This is a genomic window from Myroides gitamensis (assembly GCF_029894455.1).
In the GTDB taxonomy this organism is placed as follows: Bacteria; Bacteroidota; Bacteroidia; order Flavobacteriales; family Flavobacteriaceae; genus Flavobacterium; species Flavobacterium odoratum.
In genome coordinates, this window is record NZ_JARYHN010000001.1 from 1,851,374 (window position 1) to 1,865,658 (window position 14,285).

General features: G+C 36.5%; 15 protein-coding genes. 6 read left to right on the forward strand and 9 right to left on the reverse strand.

Annotation, left to right across the window (positions count from 1 at the left end):
• Positions 1–16: 16 nt before the first annotated feature.
• On the reverse strand, positions 17–784 hold the full coding sequence (locus M2306_RS08070) for a methyltransferase domain-containing protein (protein ID WP_259188270.1): 768 nt from the start codon (positions 782–784) through the stop codon (positions 17–19).
• Positions 785–899: 115 nt separating this feature from the next.
• Positions 900–1,526 (reverse strand): helix-turn-helix transcriptional regulator, encoded by a 627-nt coding sequence (locus M2306_RS08075; RefSeq protein WP_259188269.1) that lies wholly within the window; start codon positions 1,524–1,526, stop codon positions 900–902.
• A gap of 193 nt (positions 1,527–1,719) precedes the next feature.
• Between M2306_RS08075 and M2306_RS08080 the strand changes: the two genes are divergently transcribed.
• From M2306_RS08080 to M2306_RS08095, 4 genes are read left to right on the forward strand one after another with little or no spacing between them, the layout of a single operon-like run.
• Positions 1,720–2,343: a superoxide dismutase gene (locus tag M2306_RS08080; RefSeq protein WP_115089880.1), complete on the forward strand. Its 624-nt coding sequence runs from the start codon at positions 1,720–1,722 to the stop codon at positions 2,341–2,343.
• A 54-nt stretch (positions 2,344–2,397) separates the two neighbouring features.
• Positions 2,398–2,895: a DUF2480 family protein gene (locus tag M2306_RS08085; RefSeq protein WP_115089879.1), complete on the forward strand. Its 498-nt coding sequence runs from the start codon at positions 2,398–2,400 to the stop codon at positions 2,893–2,895.
• A gap of 11 nt (positions 2,896–2,906) precedes the next feature.
• Positions 2,907–3,443 carry an NADPH-dependent FMN reductase gene (locus M2306_RS08090; protein ID WP_115089878.1) on the forward strand — a complete coding sequence of 179 codons (537 nt, stop codon included), beginning with the start codon at positions 2,907–2,909 and terminating at the stop codon, positions 3,441–3,443.
• Positions 3,444–3,447: 4 nt separating this feature from the next.
• Entirely contained in the window at positions 3,448–3,798 is a 351-nt protein-coding gene (locus M2306_RS08095; RefSeq protein ID WP_115089877.1) for a 4Fe-4S dicluster domain-containing protein, read from the forward strand.
• 64 nt (positions 3,799–3,862) lie between these two features.
• Here M2306_RS08095 and M2306_RS08100 read toward each other — a convergent pair whose 3' ends face one another.
• A complete protein-coding gene (locus M2306_RS08100) occupies positions 3,863–4,738 on the reverse strand; it encodes an AraC family transcriptional regulator (protein ID WP_115089876.1) in 876 nt (291 codons plus the stop codon).
• Positions 4,739–5,602: 864 nt separating this feature from the next.
• Complete coding sequence (locus M2306_RS08105) at positions 5,603–6,058, reverse strand: hypothetical protein (RefSeq protein WP_115091599.1); 456 nt, start codon at positions 6,056–6,058, stop codon at positions 5,603–5,605.
• A 570-nt stretch (positions 6,059–6,628) separates the two neighbouring features.
• Here M2306_RS08105 and M2306_RS08110 point away from each other — a divergent pair.
• On the forward strand, positions 6,629–7,909 hold the full coding sequence (locus tag M2306_RS08110) for an aminotransferase class I/II-fold pyridoxal phosphate-dependent enzyme (RefSeq protein WP_259188268.1): 1,281 nt from the start codon (positions 6,629–6,631) through the stop codon (positions 7,907–7,909).
• Positions 7,910–7,964: 55 nt separating this feature from the next.
• Here M2306_RS08110 and M2306_RS08115 read toward each other — a convergent pair whose 3' ends face one another.
• The 5 genes from M2306_RS08115 to M2306_RS08135 form a co-directional block, all read right to left on the reverse strand.
• Entirely contained in the window at positions 7,965–8,633 is a 669-nt protein-coding gene (locus M2306_RS08115; protein ID WP_115089874.1) for a DUF6304 family protein, read from the reverse strand.
• A gap of 72 nt (positions 8,634–8,705) precedes the next feature.
• A complete protein-coding gene (locus M2306_RS08120; RefSeq protein ID WP_259188266.1) occupies positions 8,706–9,146 on the reverse strand; it encodes a hypothetical protein in 441 nt (146 codons plus the stop codon).
• A gap of 87 nt (positions 9,147–9,233) precedes the next feature.
• Complete coding sequence (locus M2306_RS08125) at positions 9,234–10,361, reverse strand: FAD-dependent monooxygenase (RefSeq protein ID WP_115089872.1); 1,128 nt, start codon at positions 10,359–10,361, stop codon at positions 9,234–9,236.
• 895 nt (positions 10,362–11,256) lie between these two features.
• On the reverse strand, positions 11,257–12,060 hold the full coding sequence (locus M2306_RS08130) for a DNA alkylation repair protein (protein WP_115089871.1): 804 nt from the start codon (positions 12,058–12,060) through the stop codon (positions 11,257–11,259).
• Between the two features lie 68 nt (positions 12,061–12,128).
• A complete protein-coding gene (locus M2306_RS08135) occupies positions 12,129–12,746 on the reverse strand; it encodes a hypothetical protein (RefSeq protein WP_259188265.1) in 618 nt (205 codons plus the stop codon).
• 737 nt (positions 12,747–13,483) lie between these two features.
• Between M2306_RS08135 and M2306_RS08140 the strand changes: the two genes are divergently transcribed.
• On the forward strand, positions 13,484–14,092 hold the full coding sequence (locus M2306_RS08140) for a hypothetical protein (protein WP_259188264.1): 609 nt from the start codon (positions 13,484–13,486) through the stop codon (positions 14,090–14,092).
• Positions 14,093–14,285: the final 193 nt, after the last annotated feature.

Consider the following 14,285-nt stretch of genomic DNA (forward strand, 5'->3'; position numbering starts at 1 on the left):
GCTCTTAGTAGCTGCATCATTCTTTTACTCCATACAACAGGATTCGTTTAAATGCGTATAAAGCGGGTAATTGTGTGAAAGTTTGCGCTATTTTTACTTGAAAAGCGGTTGCAAAAGCAGTCTTATCCGCTTCTTTTAGTCGTTCCATGTAAGGAATTAAAGCAGAACCTGAAATAAATTCAAACAAGGTAGGGTGATCTGGAGCAATGATAGGATAAACCCGTTGAGAAAGGTTTAATTGACGCAACCCTTGATCAAACATCATTTGAGCATATGCATCCAGACTCAAAACCGGAGAAGGTCTATTCCACCCTTTTAATTGCGTTTTAAAAGGTTCTGAATCTGCAAGTTCATACAGCAATTTGTTGAGCATATTTTCTGATTGACAGGGCATTTGCACAGCAAATTGTCCTCCTGGATTCAATTTTGAAATCAGCTGTGGAAATAATACGGCATGATTATCTGACCATTGTAGGGTAGCATTGCTAAAAATTAAATCCCAAGTCTCTGGGGTTGAAGCGAATTCTTCGATGGTCTGTTGTTTAAAAGTAAGCCTATTGGACTGTAGGGGTTGTGCTTTTGCAAGCATTTCTACCGAAGAGTCGATCCCTGTAAAATGGGCCTGCTTCCATTTTTCCGTTAATAGGGCGGTTTGCTCTCCTGTTCCACAGCCTAAATCGACCGCTTTTAGGATACTCGATTCTTGAATTTCTTTACTTAAATCGAAAAAAGGCAAAAAACGAACGTCTTTAAACTTGTTGTATTGGGTTGGATTCCATGGCATAGTATGTGCTTTTAAATGATAATTAAAGCTACGCTATCTCATTGACAATTGAACCTTTAATTTGGTAAAAACACAGGGGGCTTTATGTGAATTTGGAAATAATTGGGTAGGAAAATTATTTTTTTGTGATTCGATATGTACAACGATGAGCACCTGAAATAATGTATTGAATGCGTTCGACCTGAAAATCGCTTCCCATTAATTGTCTAAAGTTGTTCAACTCACTCCGACAAAACCCTTGGCACACGGTTGCAGCCGCACAAATAGGGCAATGATTTTCAATAAAAATATAGCTGCCATCTTCCTCCTTCTGCCATTCGGCCATATACCCTTCTTGCGTTCGGATATTTACCAAACGATTTAATAGTTCCTCTATCGAATTTGGCTGGCCTATTACCGTCTCATAGTGTTGGTACACTTTCTTTTCTCGATCTGTAATCAATAAATCCAACGCATTCTCCCCAAAGAGTTTCCTTACAGCCTCAATCATTTCAACCGTGACTTGGGCATGTGTATCTGGGAATTTAGCTAACCCTTGATCTGTAAGGCTATAGTATGCAATTGGTCGCCCAACACCCTCACTTTTAAACACAGCGGACACCAAGCCTTCTTTCAAAAGTTTCTGTAGTTGCAAGCGGGCGCCTTCTTTTGTAATTTCCAATTGATCCGCAAGATCAGCGGCTATCACTTCCCCTCGCATTTTCAATTGCATCAAAATTCGGTCTGTTGAACTCTTTTTCATTTACCAAATAAAATATTGTTTTATTACACGAACAAAGGTATTCTTTTTTTTCTAGCAACATACAAATACCCTATATGAATTGAATTACCGAAGACTAACTCCTTCAGCTGTATCTTTAATTAAACAAGTAAAAACTTGTTTAATTAAAAATTACTACTACTTTTGTTCTAGCGTTTAATTCAAAACACAAACCATGAGTAATTTTAATTTACCGGCTCTTGCCTATGCATACGATGCATTAGAGCCACATTTTGATCAAGAAACAATGACGATTCACCACAGTAAGCATCACCAAGCGTATGTGGACAATTTAAATAATGCACTAGCAGGAACACCGAACGAGAATAAGAGCATCGAAGAAATCTTAGGAAACATCAGTACGTATGCTCCAGCAGTGAGAAACAACGGAGGAGGTCATTTCAACCACACCTTGTTCTGGAGTATTCTATCTCCTACTGCTCAACTAGCACCAAAAGGAAAACTAGCGGAGGCTATTGGACAAACATTTGGAAGTCTAGAAAATCTAAAAGAAGAAATTAAAAAAGTAGGATTAGGTCAATTCGGTTCAGGATGGGCGTGGTTATTTGTAAAAGCAGATGGTACCTTAGCGGTTACTGGAACGCCAAATCAAGACAATCCTTTGATGGATACCAATGGGGTAAACCAAGGATATCCTATTTTAGGTGTTGATGTATGGGAACATGCGTACTACCTTAAATATCAAAACAAAAGAGCAGATTATCTAGATGCTTTTTGGTCTGTATTGGACTGGTCGCTTGTTGAGCAACACTACCTTACAGCACTTGCAAATCTATAATAACACCAGTAGTCTTGTGGTCGTACACAAGGCTACTTTTTAATCTCAATTCCCATGGCAACAGATACAATCGTAAATAAAGTAGCCGCTACAGGCATCATTGCTTTTGACCTCATGACGTATGAACCCACCATCGAAGTAGTTGGATTTGATCTCAAACCACTGCTATACATGGAAATGATTATCAAGGAAAAAGAATTTAGAACTGCCGTTGCTCAGATTGATTTTTCTTGTTATCGCGATAAAGCAGTAGCTGTTTATTGCTCTGTTGATGCGATTATTCCCCAATGGGTCTATATGGTTATTGCCGATAAACTATACAGCGAAACAACTGTTTTTAAGTTTTGTACACCCGATGCTCTTAAACTTGAATTATGGGAATCTAACGTACAACAGGCAGACACGGCAGACTATCACAACCAAAAAGTAGTGGTACGAGCCAATCCAGAAGTCCCCCCTTCTCTTTATATGGTGGCATCCAAAAAATTAAAACCCCTTGTAAAATCACTCCTTTATGGGGAAATTGGAATGCCCAAAGTAATTTTTAAATAATACCTCAACTCATGAAAGCCCTCATTTTTACAGGCGCCTTGGAACGAAGAGCAGACTCTACTTCTGAGCGCTTATCTCAATATTTAAGTGATGAACTCACAACCCTTGGAATCGAAACTTCGGTATTTAAAATAGCCGAATCTGGCATTCCTCTTTTTGATATTACATCCACGCGAACACCCAATGCTGTAGAACTAATGAATCTACAGTTTCGCGAAGCAGATATTCACCTTTGGCTTACGCCGCTTTACCACGGAAGTATGACGGGTGCAATGAAAAATTGCTTCGATTGGCTGGAAATCAGCGCCAAATCTCCCAATCCGTATTTAACAGGAAAAACAGTGGGCTTGGTATGCTGGGCAGATGGTGTTCAAGCTATGCAAGGAATCAATGCCATGGATGCCGTTGCAAAAGCCTTAAGAGCATGGCCTGCTCCTTATAGCGTAGCAATTCAACGAAGTGAACTCTATACGGAAAATGGTTCGATCAACCCAAAATACCAAGAACGCTTCCGTACCCTTTTACAGCTCATCACTAAAAAACAATAGCAGTATGGCAACCATGATAACGGACCAATGTATCAATTGCGGAGCCTGTGAACCAGAATGCCCAAATAACGCAATATACGAAGGATCAGATGACTGGCGCTACAAAGAAGGAACCGTACTAAGAGGAAATATAATATTACCCGATGGAACGGAAATTGATGCAGACGAATTTCAAGATAGCATTGCAGATGATATCTACTATATTGTTCCAGGTAAATGTACCGAATGTAAAGGTCACTTTGGAGAACCCCAATGTGCAGCAGTTTGCCCTGTAGATTGTTGTATTGACGATCCAGATCACGAAGAAAGTGAGGAAGTTTTACTACAGCGTTTTTCTTTTTTACAACAGCAATAAATGCCAAGCAATAAGCCTATCTTTTTATGAAAATAGGCTTATTTTATATATTACTAGCAAATCCCTACTCTTTGGAATACCTACTTTTATACTCCAGAGGAGTAAATCCCGTTTGCTTCTTAAAAAAAACAGATAAATGATTGGCTTCCTTAAAACCCAATTGATACGAAATAACATTGACAGGAAGATCCTTATACAACAAACACCTACTGATTTCCATAACCATCCGCTTACAAATCCACTTATAAGGGGTTGTATTTTCAATTTTCTGAAAGGCATATTCAATGGTTCTCAATCCCAAATTCAACTCTTCTGCATACATCTTCACACTGTAACTCTTATTCAGTTTTCGATTGACTAAATCTTTAAATTTAGCAACAATCAATTTCTCATGCGATACGGTCAACTTTTCTTCCACCGCATTTTGGTTCAGTGCACGTTCCAAAAAAATCAAAATATTAAACAAATAATTATTCAGCACATACTGTTGCTTTGGATAATAAGGTTTTTCTAATTCTTGGTTTATGATATCAAACAACAAGACTAGTTCGTCAAAATGATTGTGTATCGCAATACTCTTACATTTACCTAAGTGCTTGAATATAGTTGAAGTATAAAAAAACTGAAAGTGCATTTCATCAATACAAAAAAAATCTTCTGTAAAAATTAAAATCTTAGCCTTGTAGTTCAAGGGCTCTTTCCATTCCACCACTTGATTTTTAAAAAGGACTAAAACTTCTTTTTCGACTACCTTTATTGGACTAAAGTCAACATCTAAAACACCTTCTCCTTCAGTAAACAAATGAATACTAAAAAAACTAAGCTCATGAGGGGTAAAAATAAAATCTTTTCTTAGCTCCAAGACTTTATCTAAATTTTCGCTATTTATATAAAGTCTACTAGAGGACCGATGCATAAACGGCTCTAAAGGTATTTTCATAATACTGTCTTTCTTTCATCGTTAAACCCTTGTTTTTAGGCTTTAATTTGAAAAAACAAAACAAAGTAAAATTGAAATAATACTAGGATATAAAACTGAATTTAAACTATACATACACGCAGATTAACACAAAACATTATGTAAATAAAAATCAAATTACCCAATAAAATAGAATCAAAAAATCAATTTTATGTCACAAATATAAATTAAACATTATTTACACTGAACGACGTTCAATATTTTTAACAAAAAAAATGTAAATAAAATTAAAATAAGAAATAACATCCCCCCTCGTCTGTTTATACAATATTGCATTTAAGCTGAAACCTAAGCGCAATATCTTTTCTTATTTTATCCAAAATCTATTATACGTTTACATTAAAATCGTGCAATGCAAAAAGCACTCGTTATTTTGAGTGCTTTTTGAAGGGATTTTCTGTTTCATTTTAAATCCTACAGTAGGATTATACTAAAAAAATTGTCTTGTTGTTTTGTTCTTTTATTTAAATAATAAAGCCACTTGGCCGTTAAGCCATAAAGATAAGCTTACACTAAACTCCTTTAGTATAGTAGTCCCCACTAACTCTCTTATCTTTTGTGTGGCTTTATTTATTCTATTTCTTCCTGTTACCTGGTAACTATAACACGGGATGATTGAGCAACTGAGATATCCTATCGCTGTTACTTTAACAAATATAAAAGTACCTCCCTCGCACAGAAGTATCGATTAACGAATAAAAAAGGGATATTACGACAAAGAAGTATTGTACGTAACATGAAAGGCTTTGAAACTGCAAAAATTTGCACACAATAGCTATTCCAGTCCTAGTTACTTAAAAAATACCCAATAGGTGTTTTCTAGTACTAATCACAATGGTCGTGTTTGTGTTTATTTTTTTTCTTGTGTTTGTTTTTGTATTTGTTACTCTTGTGGTGATGGTGGTCTCTTTTGTGATCATACGGATGATAATGGGTATACACATATACGTTGTCATTCCATTTCTCTTGTTGTTCAATGGTCAGGATATCTCCTATTTTGATTCGTACTTCTCGATACAACTGATCTCTTTTTCGATTGAGTTCTGACTCATTGTAGCGACTAGCACTCGCCCAATGACTATATTGATTTTCATAATCCCGTTGATACGCTCTGATTTGTTTCCATTGACTGTCTCTTAGTCCTAGAACGGAAGCATCGTCATAAACTAAAGACACTACTCCTCCTAAATTAACACCAATACTCGTACTGCTAATCTTTGTTTGTGCACTTGCTAAAGAAGTTAGTAACGCAAATGCTCCTGCAATTATGCTCTTTTTCATAATACTACCTGTTTTATTTTCAATTTTTATTTTGTTAGTAAGGCAAAATAATAGTTGATAAAAAACATTCTTCAGTGTATACCCCGTAACACTAAAAAGTATACACCAAATTAAACGAGATACTAACAATTTTCAAACAATATTCACTTAACATTAACTATTTAACAATGCTATTTCAGGCTATTAAACAGAAAGAGAAATCATTAGGAGCGAACGAAAACATCAAAAGAAAGAGTTAAATTTCTCATTTTTCAGGTAAAACGGCCAAAATAAATCACAAATATTCTTTATCAGACTACTTGATATCGATATAAAACCACTGTTTTTCATCAATTTCTTACTTTAAAAATTTGATATCTACCCTATTCTATACTTTTATCGTGTATTTTTTTATTTGCTACTACTCTTTTTTAATAACGCTAACCCAATATAAGACATCGCAATAAATCACTATACAGCGCCACTCTTACTCTAAATAACCTTCATCTTGCGATTAAAAAGATAAAATTATTTCTCCAACAAAGGAAATTAATCTATTTTTATAGGTATTAACCTATTAATAAATACGGTATGAATATAGACTTTACTAAAGCGAGTTTCAAAGATTTTGAAAACATCCCCGACCTAGACATTTACCAAAGAGCAAGCGCCCATGAAGGATACCTCAACTACCTTCGTGACAACGAATTCATGAACTATCGCTTACTAGCTACTTCTGGCTGTGGCCCAGAAATTGGATTAGAAGAAGATGGTTACATCAAAAGAGGAGATTATATTAGTTTTGTTTGCAACGATTATTTAGGCTTTACTCAGCATCCTGAAATCAAAAAAGCAGTAATTAATGGCATAGAGAAATACGGTACAGGAGCAGGAGCTTCTCCTTTAATTGGTGGTTACATGGATTACCATCAAGAACTGGAAGATAAAATTTCTGCTTTTTTCAAGCGCCCAAAGGGTTCTTCTATTGTATATACCACCGGGTATACGTCTAATAGTGCGTCTCTACTTTGCTTGTTAAAAAAAGAAGACATTGCTATTGTGGATATGGCGGTTCACGCTAGTGTATATGAAGGAATAGCTGGCACGACTGTCAAGCGATTCTTACACAACAATACAGAAGCCTTAGAACGTATTTTAGCTTCCTCTCAACACACCTACCGCACTAAAATGGTCATTATTGATGGCGTGTATTCCCAAGATGGCGATGTAGCCAAACTCAAAGAAATTCTTGAGCTCACTAAAAAATATGGTGGTGTGCTATTAGTAGATGATGCACATGGCATTGGGGTATTAGGAGAAACAGGACGCGGTGCCATGGAATACCATGATGTATTGGATCAAGTAGATATTATTACTGGAACGTTTAGTAAAACCTTTGCTAATGTGGGAGGCTATCTTGTAGCGAATAACCCAGATTTAATTTCTTACCTTCAGTTTCAATCGAGACAATACGCTTTCTCTGCAGCAGCAACCCCAGCCATCGTTGGAGTTACCCGAGCGATTGAGCTGATTGATGAAGAGCCTCAATGGCAAAAACAGCTTTGGAACAATGTAGAATACTATAAAAAAGGATTACTTGACATTGGATTAGAAATCGGCGCTACAGATTCAGCGATTATTCCCGTTAAAATCGGAGATGTATATGTAAATAGCCAAGTTGGTAAACTATTACTTGAAAATGGTGTTTATACCAATCCCATCATGTACCCAGCGGTATCCTTAAAAGATTCACGTATCCGTATGAGTTTAATGGCTACACATACCAAAGAACACTTAGACAAAGCATTGAATGTATTTGAATACATCAGCAATAAATTACAGCTCAAAAAACACGAGCAAACTGTTGTATAAAAAAAAACGACAGCTCCTTATTTAAAAAGGGGCTGTTTTTTTTAACTGAATCCAATTACAACACAGTTCCTCTATAACCTAAAACGCGATCTCTACATGCATACGACTCGCAGCAGAAGAGTTCTTGCTGTGTAGCATCCTGCTTTTCTAAAAGCATAAAGTCGCTTTTATTTTGCACTTCTAAATAGGCTTCCTTTTGATTCTTGAAACACAAAACAGGTCCCATAAATCCTTGTCCATAAACGGAATAATCGCCATACAAACAGCCGTAACAATTCTTAAATCGATAATTCCCTTCAAATTGACATTGTATATCGTCTAAAAGCAATTCCATTAAACTATGCTTAGCTTCATACTTCTTATCGTCTAATTGAAAGGTAAGAAGAGCGTATTCCTCTTGATTCATCAATTCGAAATGCAATTCCATCATCACTTCTTTTTCTTCCTGCGTTTGACTATCAATCAAAATTTGAGGAATTTGAAGCGATAACTGATACTGTGTCAAATCTAGGTATACTTCTTCTCGAACCTGACGCGTAACAAGGTCAAACTGTTCCAACTCCGTTGCTGTAAAATCTTCTGGATTGCACAATTCAAACGCGTCTAAATCGAATCCTTGGAATTTAAACACACCGATTTGAAAGTAAAAATTACGGTAATCATTATGTACAGCAACCGAATAAGTTCCTGTTTTATTGCTAAATTTTCCGTGATAAATAGGCATAATCGTCTACTATTACTTATTTTTCATTGATTTATATCTCTCTAATGCTTCTTTCATTGATATACAAATTCATTATTCATCCTTGGCAAGTACAGCACTACCCTGAAGAAATTCATCCATCGAAGGGGCACAATATCCTACTGAACCATCATCCAGCCAATATTCCCAAATGGATTGATTCGCTAAATTGATAAACAACCGTCCATAATCCCCTCGTAAACCAAAATAAAAAGTTTCCTTGAATACAGCTACATCAATATCCCGATCAGACGTTCGACAATACACTTTTCCTACTGGATGCTTACTAGCTGCATCAAGGAAAAACTGTGAAATCGCTTGATGCAATTGCAATTCTTGATTAAAAGGTTCTACTAATTTATCTACCGAATAAAACTCCACATCGTCACCATCGGACAACTGAATCACATAAAATTGGCGAAATGAATGCAAAATACCTCCATATACAGAAGGGAGTTTCTCAGCTAAAAATAATTGTTGAATATTCCAATTCATGTTGTAACAGAATTAAGTGCTAAAAGTAAGTATAATTCACAGCTTATGTTACCCCTAAATTTATGGATATTTCAACGAAGAGAAACCTTATACTTGATGTAATTCGAACATTTTTTTCATCTGTTTCTTCTTCATCCAAGCGGGTAAAAGACGAAAAGAAGTATTGCGCAGGGCAACAAAAAAAGGATTTTTCCATTGTGCTACTTTTCCTAAAGCCCAACTTTCTCTAACAATTGCATGGGCTTTGGCTTTACGAATAGCTGGAAATTGTTGCAGGGCTTCCTCTAACGTATATTTTTCCAAGAGTTTACTAATGACATAGACATCCTCTATAGCTTGACAAGCGCCTTGTCCTAAATTGGGCGTTGTTGCATGAGCAGCATCTCCAATCAGACAGGCCTTTTCTTTATACCATCCTTCAAAGGGTTTGAGGTCGTATATTTTATCTAGGTGAATTGTTTCTTTGGGCGTCTGCTGAATCATTTGTTGAACCCAGCTAGGGCATTCACCCAAATGCGATTCCAAATGCGATTCTTTTTGATACAATTCTTCATCTACTAAAAAATACCAATAGACCTGTTGATCAGTTAGTTTAACAAATCCCATTCGCTTTCCTTTTCCCCAACTTTCTACAGCCACATGTTCATAGGCTTGAGGGAGATCAAAAGACAGCACCCCGCGCCAACACACCTGATGTGCATCCCGCAAAGGGTAATTGCCAAACAACCCATGTCGCACTTGCGATCGCAAGCCATCTGTTCCAATCACAAACTCGTGATTAACCATCGTTTCATCTGTAAACTGAAGCGTATACCCACCAGTTGCTGTCTGCGTAATTTGCTGCAAACGCTTATTGAGCTGAATGTGCTCCTCTCCAACCGCATCCAGTAAAACACGATGCAAAGCACTGCGGTGAATCGCTATATTTGCTAGTTGATATTTTTGTTCAAAAAAAGCAAGTGGTGTTTGATCTAAAACTCGTAAATCTAAATCCGTTAGCATCACGGTAGAAATGCGAATTCCCTTCGCATTGAGTTGATCTGCAATTCCCAAATGACGATAGACCTGCATCGCATTATTCGCAATCGCAATCCCCGCACCCACAGGTTTAATTTGAGCAGTAGCTTCATAGACAACAAAAGAGATACCCGCTTTTTTCAAAGCAATTGCCAGCGTTAATCCCGCTATCCCTGCGCCAACTATAGCTACTTGCATACGAGGAAGTGATTTTTGGTTTAATTATGCAAAGATAGGATAATTTGAGTTAGGAGTTATGGGGTATGGGTGAGGGGGTGAGATTGGCGAGGGGGTGAGATTGGTGAAATCGGAACGCAGTGAAAATCGAAACGAAGTGTAGATTCATTGAACACCAAAGCCAATAAGAAATAGGTAAGATATATTCATCGAATACGCAAACAAATATAAGCCCATGAGATAGATGGTGAGATTGCCAAGTAAACCTCACAAAGTACAAAAACACAATACATTCCGCTTATCACGTGCAGCATGTCCCCCTGAGGCAACGAAGGGTCGCATCCCGCGCTCACCTAATACTGAACGGAATTACTGGCGTTGAGTAACGGATGCGACCCTTCCTTCGTCAGGGGGACATACAGAGCGGAGTGACTGAACGGAATTACTGGCGTTGAGTAACGGATACGCCCCTTCCTTCGTCAGGGTGATTACAAAGCGGAGTAACTGAACGGAATTACTGGCGTTGAGTAACGGATGCGACCCTTCCTTCGTCAGGGGGACATACAGAGCGGAGTGACTGAACGGAATTACTAGCAGTGAGTAACGGATGCGACCCTTCCTCCGTCAGGGGGACATACAGAGCGGAGTGACTGAACGGAATTACTGGCGTTGAGTAACGGATGCGACCCTTCCTCCGTCAGGGGGACATACAGAGCGGAGTGACTGAACGGAATTACTGGCGTTGAGATGGTGAAATTGCCAAGTAAACCTCACAAAGCACAAACTTCACAAAGAACAAACCTCACCAATCTCACCCCCTCATCGCCTAACCTCTTAACCCTTAACCCTGTAAATTATCCTTTAATCGATAAATCTTACAACTTCACAAAGAACAAACCTCACAACTGGTCAACCGTTAACTATTCACCGTTCTCAGTGCTTTTTTCACAATATAAGCCATAGCTTTTGTATTGCTTTCCACAAGCCAAGTCTCGCATAAATTTCGCACAAAATCGGGTTGGGTTTTACTGGCGTCATTCAACCAGTTCCCTACGCTATCCTGAACATATTTAGCAGGGTCATTACGCAAGTTTTCCAAGATTGGCAGAGCCATTTCGGGAGTTGATTTCAGCACTTCAATATGAGCACACCAAACCCCTCTAGGACGTGTAGATTCCGTTGCAAATCGTCGAATATTCGCATCCGTATGCAAGGTCCACGGTGTAAGTAGTTCTAAGCTAAGATCAAGATTCGAAATAATAGTTGGCCGTACCGCCATCCAAGCGGTCTCGCGAACTCCAAAATGGGTATCTGCAGCAAATACCTGAATAGCATTCAATTGGGCTGTAGGACTCAAATCAGCATTATGGCCCACCATATACGTTGCCCAGCAACGTGCCATATCCGCAGGATGTTGACTCAAAAAGTCAAAAAGATCTTGATCACCTACTTTGGTAGCTTCAGCTAATAAAGTTTGACCAATAGTGGCATTCTTTAAAGTAATTGTCGGCTTTTTTAATGCCTCTAGTGCCTGTAATATTGGTGCTAAATAAGATGTTTTATCGCATTCTTTCAACAAGGTAGTTAGCAGCTCCACCATATCAATCGCCAACCATTCTACTAAATTAGCGGTTTCTATTTTCCCTTGATTCAATTGTTCTAAAATTTCAGGCGGAATACTTTGTATGGTTTTCGCCCCTTTTCTCTTTATCTGATCCATTACATGCTAGTTTCAAATTCTGAAACAAAGATTAGTATCTTTTTCCATTCTGACAATACCGCATAATTTTATCCCCTATTCCGTTTGTCAATAGGACTCACATACAAACAGCAAAAAACAAGAAGTAAAAATAAAAATCCGATCAAGTATACATAATTCCCCATTCGATATAGGACTAAAGCTACTTTATCAGCTGGCTTATCTTCTACACCATTTTCATAATTAAATTGTTTATGAAACAATTCTAGCTCCAATAAATCTTGTTGTTTTTGTTCATAGTTCCTATCATAGATAAACTTAATACTATCAGTATAAACAAATGTTTCTCCTTTACTAGTAACCATAAGGTCTAGTATTTCAATATACATCCCATAAGAAATAGAAGAAAAATGAAGAACCAAACCACTATTTTCGTCTTTTTCTAAAACTATTCTTTCTGTTTCTTCTTTTGCTCTGTTCAATGAAAGTCTATCCTTGTTAGAATCTCCACGAAAGAAAAAAGGTTCCATCACTACGTTTTTAAAAGGCTGATATAATTCATCCTGACAACCAAATTCATCTTTATCTTCTATATAAGTCACAATACCCCTATAATCACGCTCAGTAAAGCTATTTTTTAAATATACAAAACCTAAAATCGGCAACAAGAATAAGGTAATCATTCCGGGTACATAATATTTTCTCATTACTTATTCAATTAGTATAGATGTGATAGAGAAATAGGAAGTTATGCTTTTATTTTGTCTACAACAAACGGATATAAAAATTAATTTTTTTCTAACCCTATAAACATAAAAAAAACGCTCTAGCAGAATACTACAGCGTTTTCAATTTAAGATATTAAAATTGTTGTGGGGACTTTTTATTCGTTGAAATATAAACATTCTCTTGTCTAGCATAAGTTAAACTTATACTATCTCATCATCTTATTTTCGCTTATCTCTTTTACATCTGAAACAAAAGTATACGTTAGTTCTCAAATTTATACCATGGAAAACCCCCAATTTAAAAAAATAGGGTTTTACCTCCTTGATTTTTAAAAAGCAATACCTGATTATTCCTACCAGCCTCAATCTCAATCATTTCTAAACTCGACATGTATCTAAACCTCCAAACACGAACACCAGTTATACCCAATTGGTATAATATTTTTTTCTTTTCCTATTAACATTTAACATTAAAATTCACACAATCAAAATTATAGTTTAATTTAAACACATTAATATTAATTCAATTTGCAACAAAAAAGTATATTTTTTTAACAAAAAAAACAACCTATTAAAAATAGATTTTGATTTTTTTTACACAAACTACCCTAAAATTATCACAAAAAAATAACTTATATTTGATTAACAATCTCAAATCATCATTCGCTTATTATAAAAACATTTTATTTAAAAAACTTTAAATTAAAACCATTTTTATGAACGATTCACAGAAAAAAAAACAATTACATTGGGTATACGAAAGTATAGTCAATTGGGCGAATTTCTCTTCTGACCGCAAGGAATTAATTGAAGCAGCAGATATGGGATTTAGTACCTTTTATTTTTTAAGAGGTATTGTAGATACAGACGATATTCATGCGTATATGGGATTTTATGAAGACACCATTTACATGCATTTTATACCAAGTTCTTTTGACATACCTTCATCATTTACAGATGAAATGGCTATTCCTAGTGAATTACACAGCTGTATTGGAACAAAATTAAATTCGGTTAAAGGTCCTGTATTGAAAGCAGAGGCAGAAGATCGCATCAGCAATTGGTCTGATAAGACCATCCGTGACGGTATCTTATCGGCACCTGAACTTTTCCAAATGTTTTGGATTCCCAATGATGATTTTGAAGGCAATACCCCTATTCAAGTGGATTTAGCAGCAAATAACAATCAACCGGATTTGATATTAACTCAGCTTAATCAAATGGATAGCTTTTTTAATACATGTAAGCCTATTCCTCCTTTTAAACCTTCGTTTATTCAAACTCAATTTGCGCTATACGAACAGGTGCTTTTGTGGAAAATTTAGTACATAAGGGAGGATGACCATTTTCGATTTCGTAACCTATATCACCTCTTTATTACCTGTCATTTTAGGTATACTCATCCTATATGCTGGAACTAAAGTACCTTTTAACGCAGTAAAACTTGCGTTATTAGGTTATCTTATGACAAGTTTAGGTTTTTATTTTATAGGCGAATTTTTAGGAAAAAACTATCAC